The following is an 18252-nucleotide window of genomic DNA, read 5'->3' as shown; positions in this document are numbered from 1 at the left end:
TCAGCAGATCCTTCCGGCGCCCGCCCGGTGGTCGACGAGGCCCGGGACGGCCTTCGGCGGGTCGACCTTCGTGCGCAGGGTGGGAGTCCAGCCGGCCCCGGACTGGAGCGTCTCGGCCGGGATCTCCGCGTTGTGCACGGCGATCAGGTCGGTCTTTTTGCCGTTGACGTAGTTGTCGGCGGCGGTGAGCGGCGCCTCCTTCCACTTCTTCAGGATCGTCGCGGCGCTGATCTGCTCGGGCAGCGTGAACGCGTTGTGCTCGGCGACGAGCTGGGACTCCATGCCGATGCCGAAGCTGTAGGAGAACGTGGAGTCGGCGACGAAGTGGTTGTTGTAGGAGTCGACCTGGCCGAAGCGGACGCGGGGCGCGCGCTCGACGAGACCGGTGAACAGGTTGTGGTGGAACGTGGCCTTCAGGTGTCCCCGGTCGACGGCGGCGGTCGCCGCGCTGTCGCTGTTGCCGATCAGGATCGTCTTGTCGTGGTCGGCGAACACGTTCCAGGAGGCGGTCACGTAGTCGGCGCCCTTGACGATGTCGAGTTCTCCGTCGTGCTGTTCGTAGATCCGGCCGTAGTACGTCGGCAGGGTGCTGTCCGGGTGTTCCCCGTCGGTGAACGTGTTGTGGTCCAGCCAGACGTGTGTGGAGCCGTACACCACGGCGCTGTCGTACTCGGAGTTCCAGTTCCCGGTGTCGCCGTCGGTGGGGTCCCACTGCGGGAAGCAGTCGAGGGGGCTCTCGAAGGCGAGGTTGCGCACGATGACGTTGTCGACGTCCGTGATCTGGAGGCTGGCGCCCTTGAATCCCGCGTGCTTGCCGATGCCGATCAGTGTCGTGTTGGCGGGGACGAAGGCCTTGATGGCGGTGTCCTGGCGGGCGGCGGAGGCGCGGCGCAGTCCCTCGGGGCTGTCGTCGGGTTCGGCCGACAGGTCGGTGTCGTAATCCCAGTTCTCCGGCGCGTACTTCTGCAGGTAGGCGTCGAAGTCGTAGCCGTCGGCGGCGAAGGAGTCGCAGCCGTCGGCGTTGGCGTCGATGGTGCCCTTCACCTTGATGATCTTCGGGGCGGTGCCGCCGGCGGCCAGGGCGGCCTTGAATCCGTCCCAGGTGGTGACGGTGTAGACGTGCGCGGCGTCGGCGGTGGATCCGCCGGTGGTGCCGGTGCCCGCGGAGGCCCATCCGTCACGGGCCGCGAGGGTCTGGCGGGCGGGGTCGGCGGAGCGGGCCTCGGCGGTGGTGCCGGTGACGGCGAGGACGAGGGCGGTGCAGCCGATCAGCGCCGCGGCGCGTGTCGCCGAACGTCGAACTGTGGCATGCCCATGCCATTCCTGTGCGTTCATGGTGCGGCTCTCTTCCCGTCGGGTCGGGTGGCGGATGGTGCTCGGTCAGGCCGTCGGCCAGGTGATCCAGGACTCGGGGATCTCGTCGTCGAGGCGGCACACGTCCCGGGGCGCGAGCACCCCGCGGCGCAGCAGCGCGGCGGCGACGAGACGGGCCACGGCGATCGCGCCGGGCGGGTTGAAGTGCGTGTTGTCCTGTTCGGTCGCGGTCCAGTTGAAGTACTTCTTCGTCTCCTCGGCGCCGAGGCGCTGCCACAGGGCGAGGGACAGCGCCTGGATGTCGAGCAGCGCGACGTGCTCGTCCGCGGCGAGCGCGCGCATCGACGCCGGGTAGTCGCCGTGGGTCGGCACGGCGTTGCCGTCCGCGTCGAACCTCCTGCGTTCGACGGGCGTCGCGAGCACCGGACGCGCGCCCCGGGCCCGCGCGCCGTCGAGGTACTGACGCAGATGGTCCTGGTACGTCGTCCAGGGCTCGGTGTAGCGGGTGGGGTCGGCACTCTTCTCGTCGTTGTGGCCGAACTGGACGACGAGGAGGTCGCCGGGGCCGATCGCGTCGAGGATGACGTCCAGCCGGCCCTCGTCGATGAAGCTCTTGGAACTGCGGCCGTTCACCGCGTGGTTGGCTACGGCGAGACCGTCGTGCAGGAAGAACGGCAGGGCCGTGCCCCAGCCGGTCTCGGGCGCCGCGTCGGCGTACTTCTGGGCGGCGGTGGAGTCGCCTGCGATGTAGAGGGTGCGGCGCCGGTGCGCGGCGCGGGCGGTGCCGGTGGCCGCGAGGGCGAGCGGGACGGCGGCGAGCGCCGCCGAGGTGACCTGTCTTCGGCTGAGGGACATCTCGTCGTGCCTTTCAACAGGGGGTGGGAACCCCGCCCCCGACAGGGGCGCGGGGCACTGCGCGACCGGCCGGCCCGACGGCCGGACGACGGCCGCGCAGTCGCTTCACCGCGCGTTCGGGCGGGTCATCCGTGGTTCTTCTTCCAGTCCGCCTGCGCGGCGTTGAGCTGGTCGGCCAGCGTGTCCAGGAACTGCTTCGCGGTCATCTTGCCGAGCAGCAGCTTCTGGAAGTTCGGCTCGTTGTCGGCCTTGGAGATGGTGTTCCAGTCCGGCAGGTAGTACGGCAGCTGCACGATCTTGGTGCCGGTCCCGTTGAGCGCCTCGGCCGCCAGCTTGGTCGGCTCGGCCTGCTGGATCCATCCGTCCTTGGCCGCGTCGGTGTTCGCCGGCACCTGGCCCGCGGACTCGTTGAACTTGGAGTTCTCCTCGGCCGAGAGCGCGAACTCGATGAACTTCCAGGCGGCGGCCTTGTTCTTGCTCGACTTGAACAGGCTCAGCCCGTCGACGGGGTTGGACACCTGGACGCGCGTGCCGTCGTCCTGCGTCGGGTTCGGGATGCCGCGGAACTTGTCCGCGCCGAGGGCCTTCAGGTGGTCCTGGTAGGACCCGAGGTTGTGGCTGAGCATGCCGATGGTGCCGCTGTCCCACTGGGCGACCATCTTGGTGAAGTCGTTGTTGACGTCCGCGGACGGGGTGTCCTTCTTGTACAGGGCCACGTACTTCTCCAGCGCGGCCACGTTCTTCGGATCGTTGACGGTGGTCTTGTCGCCGTTCCAGAACGAGGTGATGCCGGTCTGGCCGTACACCGCGTCCAGGGCCGGCGCGATCGCGCCCTCGCCGCCCCGGATGGTGAAGCCGAAGGCGTTCTTGCCCTTGGCGGTGAGCTTGTCGGCCGCCGAGTAGAACTTCGACCAGGTCGTCGGGGCGTCCAGACCGGCCTTCTCGAACAGGTCGGTGCGGTACCACAGCGTGCCGTTGTTGGCGGAGGTCGGCACCTGGTAGAGCGTGTCGCCACCGCCCGCGGCCCGGCTGCTGTCGAGCAGGTTCTTGCTGAGCCTGCCGTTCAGCGGGCTCTTCTCGACCCGGCTGTCCAGCGGCTCCAGCGCGCCCTGGACCGCGACCTCGGCGAGCATCGCCGTGCCCACACCGCCGACATCGGGCAGACCGCCGCCCTGGATGGCGGTGTCGTACTTGGACTGGGCGCTCGCCGCGGGGATGCCGACGTAGTTCACCTTGATGTCCGGGTACTTCTTCTCGAAGTCGGCGATGATCTGCTTCCAGATGTCGGTGCGGACACCGCCGTTGTTGTCCCAGAAGGTGATCTCGCCCTTGCCGGAGCCCTCGCCGCCCTTGTCTCCGGCCGAACCACTGCCGTCGTCGCCGCAGGCGCTGGCGGTCAGCGCGAGCACGGAACCCAGGGCGACGGCCGTCGCGGCACGCCTGCTTCTACGGATGCTGATCTTCATTGGTCGGCTCTCTTCTTCTGGATTCAACGGGGTTGTGGGGTCCTGTGGGTGTGCGGCGACTGCGGTGTCGCCGCACCGGTGTGCGTGCGTCGGGCGCGGCCCTCAGGGGGCCTCGGTGACGCGGAACTGCGTGAACGTGGCGGCGCCGGCATGACCCGCGCCCGCCGGGGCGAGCGCGAAGAGCCCGAGCAGGGCCCCGACCCAGCGCCAGGGTGTGGCGGCGAAGACCTGTCCCGAGGACTCCCGGCCGTCGCCCACGTCGTACGAGAAGCGGCAGCGCGCGCCCGCGCCGATCTCGATCCACAGCCGGGCCCGCCCGTCGGGTGCCGCCCGGGAGTGCGCGGCGTCGCGCTCGTACTCGGCGGCCGACTCGGCGAACCGGTGCACGAGCCGCACCGATCCGTCGGCCTCCCGCTGGAGCCCGATCCAGCCGAACGCGTCCCCGAGCACGGCGAGTCCGGCCCGGGCGCCCGGCTCCTCGCTGTCGAGCCGCAGCCCGACCTCGACGCAGGTGGCGCCGCCGGGCAGCCGCTGGGTGAGCACGTGCGGCAGTCGGCGCAGGTCGTGCGCGTCGGCCGTGCGCACACAGCTCAGCCGCAGCCCGTCCCCGGAGTGCTGGGTGGCCCAGCCGTCCTGCGGGTTGGCCGTCCACTGCCACTGGCGCCCGAAGCGGCCCCCGGGGAAGTCGTCGTCCGTGGCGGGCGCGGACGGCGGCTGCGGCGGCAGAGCGGGCTTCCGGTGCACCTCGACCGGCGCTCCCCTGTCGCCGATCACCGGCCAGGCTCCGCCGGCCGGGGTGCCGTCCTCCTCCCAGCGCATCGGCTGGAGGTGGACGACCCGCCCGTAGGGGCCGCGCTGCTGGAAGTGCACGAACCAGTCCTCGCCACCGCCGGTGCGCACCCAGCCGCCCTGGTGCGGGCCGTTGACGTCGGTGTCGCCCTGCTCCAGGACGACTCGCTCCTCGTACGGCCCGAAGAAGCCGCGTGAGCGGAAGACGCCCTGCCAGCCGGTCTCCACTCCCCCGGCGGGCGCGAAGATCCAGAACCAGCCGTCGTGCCGGTAGAGCTTCGGGCCTTCGAGGGTGAACCAGCCGGGGATCCGGTCCGCGTCGACGACGACCTTCCCCTCGTCGAGCAGGCCCGTGCCGTCGGGGCGCATACGGTGACCCGTGAGCCTGTTCCTGATGCCCGAACGGGACTTGGCCCACGCGTGCACGAGATAGGCCTGGCCGGTCTCCTCGTCCCACAGCGGACAGGCGTCGATGAGCCCCTTGCCCTCCTTGACCAGGTGCGGACGGGTCCAAGGACCCCGGATCTCGGGGGCGTTGACCTGGAAGACACCGTGATCGGGGTCACCCCAGAAGATCCAGAAGCGGTCGTCGTGGTGCCGCAGCGACGGGGCCCACACCCCGCAGTCGTGCCGGGGGGTGCGAAAGCCCGCCGCGGGCTCCAGGCGGGGCAGGGCGTGTCCGACGAGCGTCCAGTTGACCAGGTCGCGGGAGTGCAGCAGCGGCAGCCCGGGAGCACGGCCGAAGCTGGAGGCGGTGAGGTAGAAGTCGCCGCCGACCCGCAGGATGTCGGGGTCGGACCAGTCGGCGTCCAGGACGGGGTTGCGGTAGGTCCCGTCGCCGAGGTCGGCGGAGGGCAGGGCCATCAGGGACTCACCGCCTTGCGGACGAGCGCGGCGGCCTCGGCCCGGTCGAGCCGGCCGTCGGCGACGACGGTGACGATCCGCCGCACGACGGTGCCGCCGGCGGCGACGGGCAGCCGCTCCTCGTGGGCGAGCGAGGAACCCACCCCCGGGTACTCGGCGGTGCGCACGAACCACGGGTCGTGGCGCGTCGCCGCGGTGGCGCCGGCGAAGACGAGCGTCCAGGTGGCGCCCGCGAGGGCGAGCCAGTCGGCGCGCCGGCCGTGCACCGCGGTCACGTCCTCGGCGTCGGCGGTGAACACCCGTGGTGCCTCGGCCTCCTTGCGGGCGCGCCAGAAGAAGCCTCCGTAGGCCGCGCCGGGCCGCCCGTTGGTGGCCGGGCTGCCGATGGACAGCGTGCCGCGGGTGGTGTTCGTCAGCGAGAAGGTGAAGTCCAGCGCCCAGGCGGACCCGGTCAGCGCGGTGGTCGCCACCGTGCGCCGCTCGCGCAGCAGTTCGCCGCCCGCGGCCACCCAGCGCAGCTCCTCCACGAAGCCGTCGGGGTCGCGCAGCTGGAAGGCGGTGTGCCGCTGGGCGCCGTGGTTGTCGAGTTCGGTGGGGCCCTCGTCGCGGACATAGGTGCGCCCGCCCCAGAAGTTGTGCCCCTCGACGTCGGGTACGGCCACACCGACGCCGAGGTGGTGTACGTGGTCGGCGGGGCTCAGCTCGGTGACGGCGGTGCCCGCCAGCGTGGTCACGGGGTGCAGGTAGGGGCGCGGCGACAGCCGGGCCGGCAGTGCGGGCCGGGTGAGATAGCGGCCGACGGGGCGGCCCGCCACGCGCAGGACCAGCGACTCCTCGTTCATCCGGCGCTCACCTCCTTCGGCGGCGCCCAGACGGCGCCCAGCTCGGAGTAGAGGGCGAGGGTGTCGGCGGCAGCCGCGACCAGGCCGTCGACGCCGCGCACGACCCGGCGGTTCTCGCCGGGCACCCGGGTCCAGCTGTCCGCGGGCAGGGCGCGGGGATCGGGCGCCTGTCGAATCGCTTCAACGACCTTCATGAAGGCGCCCGTCGACTCGGGTGTGACCAGCAGGTCCGTGCCGTCCGTCAGATGGGCGACCAGGTTCTCCAGCAGGTCGGTCCGGCCGAAGTCGGTCTCCTCGGGACCGTGCCCGGAGCGCTGCACGAGAACGCGGTCCTGCTTGTACCAGAAGGTGATCCGCCCGGCGCTGCCGTGCACCACGACGTACGGCTCGTCGGGGCGTTCGGCGCACAGGGTCGCGGCCACGGTGATCCGGCCGCCGGCCGTGGTGACGCGCACGCACGAGGTGTCGTCGGACTCGATGTCGTTGGCGCGCAGCAACTCGGTCTCGATCCCGGCGACGTCCTCGGCGCGGGTGGCACCGTCCAGGGCGAGCGCCGTGGCGACGGCGTGGGCGAGGGGGTTCGTCAGCACGCCGTCGACGACGTCCACGCCGTTCAGGCGGCGCTTGCCCGCCCACGGCGCACGCCGGTAGTACGCCTCGTCCCGTGCCCACGCTCCGGCCCCGCCGATCCCGAGCACCCGGCCGATCGCACCCTCGGCGATCAGTTCCCGGACGGCGGGCACGGCGTGCGAGCCGAGCGACTGGAAGCCGATCTGGCAGGCGACGCCGGCCGCTGCGACCCCGTCGGCCATCCTGCGGAAGTCCGCGTACGAGGGGGCGGGCGGCTTCTCCAGCAGCAGGTGCACGCCCTTGCCGGCGGCGGTCAGCGCCAGGTCGGTGTGGGTGGGGATGGGGGTGCAGATCACGGCGATCGCCGCGCGGGTGGAGTCGAGGAGGGCGCCGAAGTCGGCGGACTGCTGGACCTGGCGGCCGTCCAGCTCCGCGTCCGTGAGCGGGGTCAGCTCGCAGATCCCGGCGAGCCGTACGAGGCCCTTGTCCTGGAGGCGGCGGATGTTGCGCAGGTGCCAGTCGCCGTGGCCGCGGGCGCCCGCGAGGACGACGGGCAGCGGCAGGTCCCGGGCGGGCGGGCTCGTCGGCCCGCCGGCGGCGGACGCCGAAGGCTGGTGGCTCATCCCTTCACCGCCCCGGCGCTGAATCCCGTGATCAGCCACTTCTGGATGAACGCGAAGACGATGACGACGGGGACGGCGGCGATGATTCCGCCGGCGGCGAGCGCGCCGAGGTCGACACTGTCCGAGCTCATCAGGGTGTTGAGGCCGACCGGGATGGTCTGCTTGCCCTGGTCGCTGAGGAACATCAGGGCGAACAGGAAGTGGTTCCAGGCGTGCACGAAGGCGAAGGAGCCGACCGCGATCAGGCCGGGCCGCAGCAGCGGGAGCACGACGATCCGGAAGGCCTTGAAGCGGTCGCAGCCGTCGACCCAGGCGGCCTCCTCCAGGGAGTACGGCACGTTCCTGATGAACCCGCTGATGAGGATCATCGACAGCGGCAGCTGGAAGACCGTCTCGGCGATGATGACACTGCCCAGCGAGTTGATCATCTGGAGCTTGGCGAAGATCTGGAAGAGCGGCACGAGGAGCAGCGCCCCCGGCACGAACTGGGAGCACAGCAGCGCCAGCATGAAGCCGCGCTTGATCCTGAAGTCGAAGCGGGCGAGGGCGTAGCCGCCGGCGAGGGCGACGACGGTGGTCAGCACCAGGGTGGCGAGCGCGATGAGCACGCTGTTCTGGAAGTAGGTCCCGAAGCTGCGCTCGGTCCACACCTTGTCGAAGTGGTCGAAGGTCATGGGCCACGGCACGAGCGAGGTGGAGCCGGCCGGGCGGAGCGCGAACAGCAGGATCCAGTAGAAGGGGACCAGGGTGAAGAGCAGGTAGACCGACAGCGGGAGGTAGATCTGCCAGCGGGGCACCTCGTCCCAGGCCCGCCTGTTCTTCGCGACGGTCGGCCGGGGTTCCTCGGCCGCCGGTGCGGGTGCGGCCGGAGCGATCGTCCCGGCGTCCTTGGTGATCACTTGTCCCCGCCTCCGAACTTGCTCAGCCGCAGGTAGACGATCGAGCAGAAGAGCAGAATCACGAACGCGACCGTGGTCAGGGCCGACGCGTAGCCGAAGTTGTGGGCGTCGACACTGGTGTTCGCGATGTAGAGCGGCAGTGTCGTCGTCTCGCCCGCGGGGCCTCCGCCGGTCAGCGTGTAGAGCAGGTCGACATTGTTGAACTCCCACACCACGCGCAGCAGTGTGGACAGGACGATGGCGTCCTTGAGGTGCGGCAGTGTGATGTGCAGGAACTGCCGGACCCGGCTCGCGCCGTCGACCTCGGCCGCCTCGTACAGATCCTTGGAGACGGACTGGAGGTCGGCGAGGATGAGGATCGCGAAGAACGGCACGCCGCGCCACAGATCGGCGACCACCGCGGCCGGGAACACGGTGGAGGTGTCGGAGAGCCAGCTGGTGCCGTACTGTCCGATGCCCGCGTCGGCGAGGTAACGGGTGATGCCCGTCTGGGAGTTGTAGAGCAGCACCCAGATCGCGGAGGTCAGCACGCCCGAGACGGCCCACGGCGAGAAGACCAGCGCGCGGCCGACCGCCCGTCCCACGAAGGTCTGGTTGACGATCAGCGCGAGCGCCAGACCGAACAGCAGCTGGAGGCCCACCTCGACGACGACCCACTTGGCGCTGAAGGTCAGCGTGTCCCAGAACTGCGGGTCGTCGGTGAAGGCGTGCACGAAGTTGTCGAAGCCCGCGTAGCCGTTGCGCCAGGGCTTGGTGGGGTTGTAGTTCTGCAGGCTGTAGTAGAAGACGCTGATGACGGGGTAGGCGATGAAGCCCAGCATCAGCAGCGCCGCCGGGGCGATCAGCAGATACGGGAGCCTGCGTGGCGTCGCGGAGGCACGGCGTCGCCGGGCCGGCGCGGGCGGTTTCGCCACGGCTGCGGCTTGGGCCATGACTGTTCTCCGTTCGCTTGCGGTGGGTCTGTTCGGTGGGTGCGACCGTTCGTTCACGGACTGTGCAGGAAGCGCTTGCTAAATGCATCTGGTTGAAGCGCTTCGCGGATCTCGTTCGGGATGTCGGCCGTGCGGACGTGCGGTCCGGGGACCCCGGGTGCGGATCGGGGTCCCCGGGTGCGGGGCGGGCATCCCCGCCCCCGATCGGGGTCACCCGGCGTACGGGTCCGGCACCTTCCCCGGCCTGGCCAGGAACTCGAAGTCGCAGCCGGTGTCGGCCTGCGTGATCTGCTCGTTGTAGAGCGCGCCGTAGCCGCGCTCGTACCGGGCGGGCGGCGGCGTCCACCGCGCCCTGCGGTTCTCCAGCTCCTCGTCGTCCACGTGGAGCCGAAGGGTGCGGGCCTCGACGTCGAGGGTGATCGTGTCCCCGCTGCGCACCAGGGCGAGCGGCCCGCCGACGTACGACTCGGGCGCCACGTGCAGCACGCACGCGCCGTAACTGGTGCCGCTCATCCGGGCGTCGGAGATCCGCACCATGTCCCGGACGCCCTGCTTCAGCAGGTGGTCGGGGATGGGCAGCATCCCGTACTCGGGCATGCCGGGGCCGCCCTTGGGGCCGGCGTTGCGCAGCACCAGCACGCTGTCGGCCGTGATGCCGAGCCCGGGGTCGTTGATGGTGCGCTGCATGGTCCGGTAGTCGTCGAACACGACCGCGGGACCGGTGTGCTTGAGCAGGTGCGGTTCGGCGGCGATGTGCTTGATGACGGCGCCGTCGGGGCAGAGGTTGCCGCGCAGCACGGCGACCCCGCCCTCCGGAGCGACCGGGTTGTCGCGGGTGCGGATGACGTCGTCGTTGTGCACGCGTGCCCCGTCGAGCTGTTCGCGCATGCTGTCGTACGACACGGTCGGCCGGTCGAGGTGCAGCAGGTCGGTGATCCGCGACAGGAACCCGGGCAGGCCACCGGCGAAGTGGAAGTCCTCCATCAGGTACTTCTGTCCGCCGGGCCGGACGTCGGCGAGCACCGGCACGGTCCGCGCGATGCGGTCGAAGTCGTCGAGGGTGAGGGGAACGCCGGCCCGACCGGCCATGGCGATCAGATGGATCACGGCGTTGGTGGAACCGCCGAGGCCGAGGACGCAGGTCACCGCGTCCGCGAAGGCGTCGGCGGTCAAGATGTCGGACAACTTGCGGTCCTTGCGGACGAGTTCGACGATCCTGAGCCCGGACGCGGCGGCCATCCGGTCGTGTCCGGAGTCGACGGCGGGGATGCTCGACGCGCCGGGCACGGTGACGCCGAGGGCCTCGGCGGCAGCGGTGAGCGTGGACGCCGTCCCCATCGTCATGCAGTGCCCCGGCGACCTGGCGAGCCCGCTCTCCAGTTCGCTCATCTCACAGTCCCCGATGAGCCCGGCGCGCTTGTCGTCCCAGTACTTCCACATGTCCGTGCCGGAGCCGAGGACCTCGTCGCGCCAGTGCCCGGGGAGCATCGGCCCGGCGGGCACGAACACGGTCGGCAGGTCGACGGAGGCCGCGCCCATCAGCAGGGCGGGAGTCGACTTGTCGCAGCCGCCCATCAGCACCGCGCCGTCGACCGGGTACGACCGCAGCAGTTCCTCGGTCTCCATCGCGAGCATGTTGCGGTAGAGCATCGGGGTCGGCTTCTGGAAGGTCTCGCTGAGCGTCGACACCGGGAATTCGAGCGGGAACCCGCCTGCCTGCCACACTCCGCGCTTCACGGCCTGCGCGCGGTCGCGCAGGTGCACGTGGCAGGGGTTGATGTCGCTCCAGGTGTTGAGGATGGCGACGACGGGCTTGCCGAGGTGCTCCTCGGGCAGATAGCCGAGCTGTCGCGTCCGGGCCCGGTGGCTGAACGAGCGGAGCCCGTCCGTGCCGTACCACTGGTGGCTTCTGAGGTCTTCCGGGCGCTTCATATGGACCACCCCGCGGCGATGGCCGCCACTTCCGCGCGCTCGGGTCCGGGCAGCGGCTTGCTCGGCGGGCGGACGTCACGACGGCACAGGCCGAGCGAGGCCAGCGCCTCCTTGACCACGGTGACGTTGTTCGCCGAGCCGTTGGCCGCGCGCAGCTCCTCGAAGCGGCGGATCTGTTCCCAGACCTTCATGGCGGCCGGATAGTCGCCGGATCGAAGCGCTTCGATCATGTTCAGGGAGACTGCCGGGGCGACGTTGACGAGCCCCGAGGTGAAGCCGGTGGCACCGGCCGAGAAGTACGAGGGCGCATAGGGCTCGGCGAGTCCGGCCACCCAGACGAAGCGTTCGAGTCCGGCGTCCCGTGCGAAGGCGGCGAAGCGCGCCGCGTCCGGCACCGCGTACTTCACCCCGACGACGTTCGGGCAGACGTCGGCGAGTTCGGCCAGGCGCGCACCCTCCAGCAGCGGGTTGCGGAGGTAGGGGACGACACCGAGCTCGGGCACGGCCTCGGCGATGGCCCGGTGGTAGTCGACCCAGCCGCCCTCCGAGACGTACGGGTGCACCGGCTGATGGACCATCACCATCTGTGCGCCGAGCTCCCGCGCGTGCCGCGCCGAGGCGATCGCGGTGGGCACGTCGTGTCCGACGCCGACGAGGACGGCGGCCCGGTCCCCCGCCTCCTCGACGGTCAGCTCGGTGACGAGTTGCCGCTCCTCGGGCGTCAGCGCGTAGAACTCCCCCGTGTTGCCGTTCGGTGTCAGGGTTCTGACTCCGCCGTCGAGCAGCCGGCGCAGCAGGGCCCGGTGAGTGTCGCGGTCGATCGTGCCGTCCTCGGCGAACGGGGTCACGGGGATCGCCACGACCTCGGCGAGCGCCGCCCGCTGGGTCTCGTACGTCGCTGTCATTCCTGTCCGTCCTCTTCCTGGCCCTGGGGGAAGGCCCGTTGCACGAACGACGCGATGTGGGCGTGCAGCGCCCCGGCCGCGCCGTCGGCGTCACCGTCGAGGGCGAGCCGCAGGATCTCCCGGTGTTCGCTGGCCTCGCGTTCCCAGGACGGGTTCGCGGCCCAGGCGACCGTGGAGACCAGGGCTGCCTGGTCGCGCACCTCGTCGAGCATCCGGCCGAGCAGCGGATTGCCGCAGGGTACGTACAGGGCGCGGTGGAACTCCCGGTTGGCGAGCGAGCGTTCGGCGGTGTCGGCGGCCCCGTCGGCGCGGGTCAGCGCGTCCCGTGCGGCGTCGAGGGAGGCTCCGCGGCGCACCGCCCGGCGCAGCGCCTCCGGTTCGAGGAGCAGCCGCACGTCGTACACCTCGCGCGCCATGTCCGCATCCACCATGCGCACCGTGACGCCCTTGTACTGGTTCATCACGACAAGACCGGTACCGGCCAGTGTCTTGAGCGCCTCGCGCACCGGTGTCTTCGACACCCCGAACTGCGCGGCGAGCTCGGTCTCGACCAGGGCCTGTCCGGGCGTCAACTGCCCGGTGAGAATGCGGTGTTTGATCCCCTCCAGCACGAATTGCGTGCGGGACGGGATCGGGGTGGGCACAGAGGTCATGCGCGCCTCTCGGATCTCACGTGTCGGATCGCGTGTATCGGATCTCGCGTATCGCGTCTCATATATGACGTACGAAGTACGACGCGATGAAGGTAAGAGCGGTGCCGTGTTTCGTCAACGCTTCGGACAAAAGAAGTTGGGGTGACCGGCGGGCCGGTGAGCGGTGCCCGGGGGTCGGGGGCGCGGCGCACGGGCCCTTCAGGGGTGCACATCCCGGCCGGACTCGCCCGTGCGCACGAGGTGTTCAGGGGTGGGTACCGGCCGGACTCGCCCGGGCGCACGAGGTGTTCAGGGGTGCGCCTTCGAGGCGGAACGGCCGGTGTACGGTCAGAAGGCTCGGGTGCCGCCCTCGCGGGCCGTCGCGGTCCGGCCGCCGAAAGCGTCCGCGGCGCGCGCGGTCGCCGTCTGCGGCGTCAGCGTCGGCCCCACGTGGGTGACGAGCAACTCACCGACCCCGGCCCGCCGGGCGACCGCGCCGGCGTCCTCCGGCGTCAGGTGTACCGGGCGTTCGCATTCGCCATGCCGATCGATGTCCGCCTCGCACAGGAACAGGTCCGCTCCGGACGCGAGTTCGTCGAGCGCGGGGCACGGCCCGCTGTCTCCGGAATAGGCGAGGACGCTGCCGCCGCACTCGGCCCGCAGCCCGTAGGCCTCGACGTCGTGCACGACGGCCCTGGTCCGCAGCACCAGTTCGCCGACGCGCTCCTCGTGACCGTCGTACAGGGGCCTGAAGTCGAACACCTCGGCCATGAAGCCGGGATCGGGCTGCCCGAAGAAGCCGGCGAGCCGCCGTGCGAGCTCCGGCGGCCCGTACACGGGCAGGGGTGCGGGAAGCGTGAGCCCGCCGTAGGCGAACCCGTACAGGGCGGCCGTCAGGTCGGCGTAGTGATCGGCGTGCAGATGCGAGACCCATATCGCGTCCAGCCGCGTCGGATCCGTGTGCCTCTGCAATGCGGCGAAGGTCCCGGGCCCCGCGTCGACCCACACCTCGGCGCCCCCGCCCCGCAGCAGATGGCCGGAACAGGGACGGCCGGGCTGCGGGTGCGGAGAGGCGGTGCCGAGGACCGTGAGGGCGATGGCCATGCGGGGAGCGTACGCGCGGGCCGCGTCGCGGGGCCCGCGCATTTCCACCGGGACCGCCGCACGCGGGGCCGCACCTTCGCGGGCACGCGCCGGGGCCGACGGTGCAGCCCGGCGTCCCCCCGGACGCCGGACACCGGGCACCGGCCACCGGGGGGCGCGGACGAGCCGCGCGGGCGCGCTACGCCTTCCAGCCGGGGTCGCGGCCGCTCAGCCCGAGCACCCGGTCGAGCAGCGGCGCGTCGTCGGGCACCGGCACCACGGGGCCGAAGATGCCCCCGCCCCTGCTCGGGTCCTCGGCAGCGGCGACGAGGAACCCGTACGACGCCTGGAGGGCGACGGGGTCCGGCTCGTACGCCTGGCCGGTGGCGCGGGCGAGGTCCCAGCCGTGCACCACCAGTTCGTCGGCGACGACGGCGGCGGCCACGGCGCCCGGCAGCGGCACTCCGCCCGCCCGGGTCTCGCCCGCCCAGGCCGCCGGGTCCCGCCAGGCCCCGGCGAGCTCGTCCAGCGCCTTCGGCAGGGTCTCCCGCCAGCCGGCCGCGATGTCCGGCAGCGAGGTGTCGGGGCTGGTGTCCGTCGTGGGGCCCAGGTCCTTGCGGCCGGCGTCGCGGAAGGCCACGGACAGTCCGGCCAGATGTCCCAGCATGGTGTGCACCGGGTACCTCGGACAGGGCGTCTCGTTGTCGAGCTGCCCGTCCATCACGCCCTCCGCGAGCCGCGCCACGATCAGGGCCTGCGGCCCGAGGTCGAACATCTCGACGCTCATCCACTTCTCCTCAGCATTCGTGTCCACTGACGGGTGGACCGCAGTCACGCCCAGAACTCATCGGCGGCGCGCCGGTCCGGCCCGCGCGGGCCGGACCCTAGGGCGATCGCCCGATCCCCGGGCAGCCGCCTTAGAGCCACGATCACCGGCCATGACATGGACAGTGACCCGAGTGCTGAGCGACCGCAACGCGGCGCTGTACCTCACCGGAGCGTTGATCTCCGGTTTCGGATCGTCGGCGATGTGGCTGGTCTGCGGCATCTGGGTAAAGGACCTGACAGGCTCGGACGGCCTGGCGGCCCTGTGCGTCTTCACGCTGTGGGCCCCGACACTGATCGGTCCCGCGCTCGGCACCCTCGCCGACCGCACCCGCCGCAGACCGCTCCTGATCGCCTCGAACCTGGCCCTCGCCGCGCTGCTGCCCCTGCTGCTCACCGTGGACACGCCGGACCGCCTGTGGGTCCTGTTCGCGGTGCTCCTGGTCTACGGCGCGACGGGGGTCGTGCACGACGCGGCCGAGTCCGCCCTGCTCGCCTCCGCGGTCGGCACCCCGCTCCTCGGCGACTTCAACGGTCTGCGCATGGCGGTCAACGAGGGCATGAAGCTGGTCGCCCCGCTCACCGGGGCCGGCCTGTACGCGGCGTACGGGGGCGCACCGGTCGCGCTGCTGGACGCGGTGACCTTCGCCTCGGCGGCGGGCGTGTTCGCGCTGCTGCGCGTCCGTGAGACCCCGCCGCCCAGGGCGACGACGGAGGGGTGGCGGGCCCGCACCGCGACGGGCGCGCGTGCCCTGTGGCGTCACGGCGATCTGCGGACCCTGGTCGTGGCCGGGGGCACGACCATGCTCTTCGCGGGCCTGAACGGCGCGACGGTCTACGCCGTGGCCGAGGGGCTGGGGCACTCCCCCGCGTACGTGGGCGTGCTGTACGTCGCCCAGGGCGTCGGTTCCGTCGCCGTCGGGCTGGCCTCCGGGCCGCTCCTGCGCCGCCTGGGCGAAAGGCGGTTCGCCGGGTACGGGATCGCCCTCACCGCCGTCGCGGTCGCGCTGCGCGCGGTCCACTCCGACGTCGTGGTGCTCGGCTCGTGCCTCGCCGCCGGTGTCGGACTGCCCTGCGTCCTGGTCGCGGCGTACACCGCGATCCAGCGGGAGACGCCCGGTCATCTGCTCGGCCGTGTCACCGCGACGGCGGGCACGCTGCTGTACGCGCCCAACGCCGTGGGGCTGGCCGTCGGTGCGGGGCTGGTCGAACTGGTCGACCATCGGGTGCTGCTGGTGACGCTGGGGGTCGCCCGTCTGGTCACGGTGGGGCCGTTGCTGCGGCGGTCCGGGGCGCCGGTGCCGGGGTAGCACCGGGTGGCTCGCCCCCGCCGCCTCTGCCCGTCCCGCCTCCCCGGGAGGGGTTGTCGCCCCGGCCCCTCGCATCGGCCTGAACGGCCTCGCCCTCGAGCGCCGGACCGGCTGAGACGCGCCGGCCCGCCCTCGGACGCCGGAGCCGCTGCGGCACTGCGGCGCTGCCCGCTAACTCAGCCCCGCCAGGGCCTCCCGTACCGCGGCCAGGTCCGCGTCCGACGCCAGCCCGGCGTGGTAGAGGCGGAGTTCGGTCGCGCCCAGCGCCGCCGCCCGCTCCGCGTCCGCGGCGAGCGTCCCCGGGTGTCCGCCCATCCCCGACACGACGGTGAAGTTGGCGGCCAGCACGCTCTCCCGGCCGGCCGGGCGGGCCTCGGCGAAGGGGGTGAGCAGCCCCGCGCCGCCGGTGCACGGGACGACCACCCCGTCCGCCACGGACAGGATCCGTGCGGGATCGACACCGGCGTTCGCGCCGCAGTGGTAGGACACCGGGTCCGCGTGCAACAACACCTGGAACCCGTCCGGCGCCGCGGCCCGCACCGCCGCGACCGCCGCCTCCTGGAGTTCCCCGGCGACCGCGTCGCGCCACGCGCGCGTGCCCGCCGCCGTCTGAGCTCCGAGCAGCTTCTCGACCCCGGCCCAGCCGCCGTCCGACGGCGCGCCGCGCCACACCGCGTCCAGCGCCTCCCGTACGGCCGTCGGCAGCCGTCGTGCGTCGAGGCCCTGTCCGGCGTAGCCGTCGAGGCACGCCGGGCAGAAGCACAGCGACATCAGGTACTGGCCGGCGTCGTCGAGCGCCACCCCGCCGATCTTGTCGTGCGCGTGCAGGTGGGCCAACCCGTACCAGCCGAGCGACTCCAGCTCCGTACCGTGCGCTCCGGGGCGCACGGCGGCCTCCGCGGCGAGGTCGACGAGGTAGGCCCGCGTCGCGGGCTGCGCGATGCACGGCGCCCAGGGATAGCGGTCGCCGTATGCGTTGACCACGGACGTCGAGGGATGGTCCGCTCCCATACGGGAGTTGTGTGCGAGGACCACCCAGGTGTGGACCTCCAGGCCGGCGCCGGCGAGCTCGGCGGCGGCCGTCCCGAACGCGTCCCCGGGCGCCCAGTCGCCGGCCGCGTACGGCCGCGGGGTGCGCCCCTGCCAGCGCGCGTCGTCCGCCGGGTACAGCACGGCCGCGTGCGAGGCGGTGACGACGCGGTGCCGGGGATGCCGGGGCGTCAGGGCCCGCGTGGAGTGGTAGGCGGAGGCGAGCGTGACCTGCCGGACGCCGAGTCCGGCCGTGCGCGCGGCGGCCTCCGGGTCTCCGTTGACGTCCCACGGGTAGAGGAACGCGGACGTCTTCACAGGCCCTCCTCCAGCAGCGCGTGGCCGCGCTCGATCAGCTGTGCCAGCTGCTTGACGTGGTCCTCGGCCGGTTCGTGCAGCGGCGGCCGTACCTCGCCCACGTCCAGGCCCCGCAGCCGTACGCCCGCCTTGACGAGTGCGACGGCGTAGCCGCGGCCCAGGGCCCGCAGGTCGACGAAGGGGCGATAGAAGCCGTCGAGCAGCCGGTTCACCGTCTCGTCGTCCCCTGTGTTCAGCGCGTGGTGGAAGGCCTGCGCGATCTCGGGGGCGAAGCAGAACACCGCGGACGAGTAGAGCGTGATGCCCACGCCCCGGTAGGCGAGTCCGGTCAGCTCCGCCGTCGGCAGTCCGTTGAAGTACAGGAAGTCCCCCGGGGCCTCGCTGCGCACGGCACTCACGATGCGCTGCATCAGGTCGAGGTCGCCCAGCCCGTCCTTGAAGCCGATGATGCCGTCCGTGCGGGCCAGTTCGACCACGGTCTCCGGCGTGAAGACGGCGTTGTCGCGCTGGTAGACGACGATGTCCAGCGAGGTGGCGGCGGCGATCTCCCGATAGTGCCGCAGCAGTCCCTCCTGGCCGGCCACGACGAGGTACGGCGGCATGGCGAGCAGCCCGTCGGCCCCGGCGGCCTCCGCCAGCCGCGCGTAGCGGACGGCCAGCGCGGTTCCGTATCCGGCGCCCGCGACGACGGGCACACGTCCCGCGGCCGCCTCCACCGCCGCCCGCACGCACGCCTCGAACTCCTCCGGCGTGAGCGCGTGGAACTCACCCGTGCCGCAGCAGGCGAAGACGGCCGCGGCTCCGGCCTCGACACCGCGCCGCACGTGTTCGCGGTAGACGTCGAGGTCGACGGAGCCGTCGGGGCCGTACGCGGTGACGGGGAAGAACAACGGCCCGCTCGGGATACTCAGTCGAGCGGCGAGAGGGGCTGAGGTCACGGGCTCTCCCTAGACAGGTGCTCACCGGTGCACGTTTCTGATCCACGTCTATATTTCTGAACGCGCCCACGCTAATTCGCGACCTCAGGGCGGGTCAAGCGCGCAAACCCGCAACACCGCAGCGGA

General features: G+C 71.9%; 16 protein-coding genes. 1 reads left to right on the top strand and 15 read right to left on the bottom strand.

The genetic code is table 11. From position 1 onward, the window contains the following. The 13 genes from ABEB03_RS24305 to ABEB03_RS24245 all read right to left on the bottom strand — a co-directional run bounded on the left by ABEB03_RS24305 (position 1) and on the right by ABEB03_RS24245 (position 14493). Positions 1-1335 (bottom strand): pectate lyase family protein, encoded by a 1335-nt coding sequence (locus ABEB03_RS24305; RefSeq protein WP_345653216.1) that lies wholly within the window; start codon positions 1333-1335, stop codon positions 1-3. A gap of 45 nt (positions 1336-1380) precedes the next feature. Beyond that, entirely contained in the window at positions 1381-2169 is a 789-nt protein-coding gene (locus tag ABEB03_RS24300) for a rhamnogalacturonan acetylesterase (protein ID WP_345653213.1), read from the bottom strand. 125 nt (positions 2170-2294) lie between these two features. Further along, positions 2295-3635 (bottom strand): ABC transporter substrate-binding protein, encoded by a 1341-nt coding sequence (locus ABEB03_RS24295; protein ID WP_345653210.1) that lies wholly within the window; start codon positions 3633-3635, stop codon positions 2295-2297. A gap of 102 nt (positions 3636-3737) precedes the next feature. Continuing rightward, the gene (locus ABEB03_RS24290; protein WP_345653208.1) at positions 3738-5288 is read right to left on the bottom strand and encodes a glycoside hydrolase family 43 protein; all 1551 of its coding nucleotides are present in this window, start codon (positions 5286-5288) and stop codon (positions 3738-3740) included. Continuing rightward, positions 5288-6130 (bottom strand): DUF6807 domain-containing protein, encoded by an 843-nt coding sequence (locus ABEB03_RS24285; RefSeq protein ID WP_345653205.1) that lies wholly within the window; start codon positions 6128-6130, stop codon positions 5288-5290. Before ABEB03_RS24285 ends, ABEB03_RS24290 begins: the two co-directional genes overlap by 1 nt. Beyond that, entirely contained in the window at positions 6127-7323 is a 1197-nt protein-coding gene (locus ABEB03_RS24280; protein ID WP_345653203.1) for a Gfo/Idh/MocA family protein, read from the bottom strand. The genes ABEB03_RS24285 and ABEB03_RS24280 overlap by 4 nt, the downstream gene beginning before the upstream one ends. After that, positions 7320-8222 (bottom strand): carbohydrate ABC transporter permease, encoded by a 903-nt coding sequence (locus ABEB03_RS24275; protein WP_345653201.1) that lies wholly within the window; start codon positions 8220-8222, stop codon positions 7320-7322. The genes ABEB03_RS24280 and ABEB03_RS24275 overlap by 4 nt, the downstream gene beginning before the upstream one ends. Next, entirely contained in the window at positions 8219-9154 is a 936-nt protein-coding gene (locus ABEB03_RS24270; protein ID WP_345653198.1) for a carbohydrate ABC transporter permease, read from the bottom strand. The genes ABEB03_RS24275 and ABEB03_RS24270 overlap by 4 nt, the downstream gene beginning before the upstream one ends. A gap of 210 nt (positions 9155-9364) precedes the next feature. Next, positions 9365-11086, bottom strand: coding sequence for an L-arabinonate dehydratase (gene araD / locus ABEB03_RS24265; RefSeq protein ID WP_345653195.1), 1722 nt, complete (start codon positions 11084-11086; stop codon positions 9365-9367). Then, positions 11083-11991: a dihydrodipicolinate synthase family protein gene (locus ABEB03_RS24260; RefSeq protein WP_345653192.1), complete on the bottom strand. Its 909-nt coding sequence runs from the start codon at positions 11989-11991 to the stop codon at positions 11083-11085. The genes araD and ABEB03_RS24260 overlap by 4 nt, the downstream gene beginning before the upstream one ends. Continuing rightward, positions 11988-12644: a GntR family transcriptional regulator gene (locus ABEB03_RS24255; protein WP_345653189.1), complete on the bottom strand. Its 657-nt coding sequence runs from the start codon at positions 12642-12644 to the stop codon at positions 11988-11990. The genes ABEB03_RS24260 and ABEB03_RS24255 overlap by 4 nt, the downstream gene beginning before the upstream one ends. A gap of 327 nt (positions 12645-12971) precedes the next feature. Beyond that, positions 12972-13727 carry an MBL fold metallo-hydrolase gene (locus ABEB03_RS24250; protein WP_345653186.1) on the bottom strand — a complete coding sequence of 252 codons (756 nt, stop codon included), beginning with the start codon at positions 13725-13727 and terminating at the stop codon, positions 12972-12974. 178 nt (positions 13728-13905) lie between these two features. Further along, complete coding sequence (locus tag ABEB03_RS24245; RefSeq protein ID WP_345653183.1) at positions 13906-14493, bottom strand: TIGR03086 family metal-binding protein; 588 nt, start codon at positions 14491-14493, stop codon at positions 13906-13908. A gap of 151 nt (positions 14494-14644) precedes the next feature. On the opposite strand from ABEB03_RS24245, the gene ABEB03_RS24240 reads away from it, so the two are divergent. Beyond that, positions 14645-15841, top strand: a complete 1197-nt coding sequence (locus tag ABEB03_RS24240) for an MFS transporter (RefSeq protein ID WP_345653180.1) — start codon at positions 14645-14647, stop codon at positions 15839-15841. 171 nt (positions 15842-16012) lie between these two features. Here the strand turns inward: ABEB03_RS24240 and ABEB03_RS24235 are convergent, their stop codons facing one another. Continuing rightward, on the bottom strand, positions 16013-17188 hold the full coding sequence (locus ABEB03_RS24235) for a hypothetical protein (protein WP_345653177.1): 1176 nt from the start codon (positions 17186-17188) through the stop codon (positions 16013-16015). Then, positions 17185-18126 (bottom strand): 5-dehydro-4-deoxyglucarate dehydratase, encoded by a 942-nt coding sequence (locus tag ABEB03_RS24230; RefSeq protein WP_345653174.1) that lies wholly within the window; start codon positions 18124-18126, stop codon positions 17185-17187. Before ABEB03_RS24230 ends, ABEB03_RS24235 begins: the two co-directional genes overlap by 4 nt. Positions 18127-18252: the final 126 nt, after the last annotated feature.

The sequence above is a fragment of the Streptomyces siamensis genome (assembly GCF_039543605.1).
GTDB classification, from domain to species: Bacteria; Actinomycetota; Actinomycetes; order Streptomycetales; family Streptomycetaceae; genus Streptomyces; species Streptomyces siamensis.
This window is presented reverse-complemented; position numbering and strand designations above follow the sequence as displayed.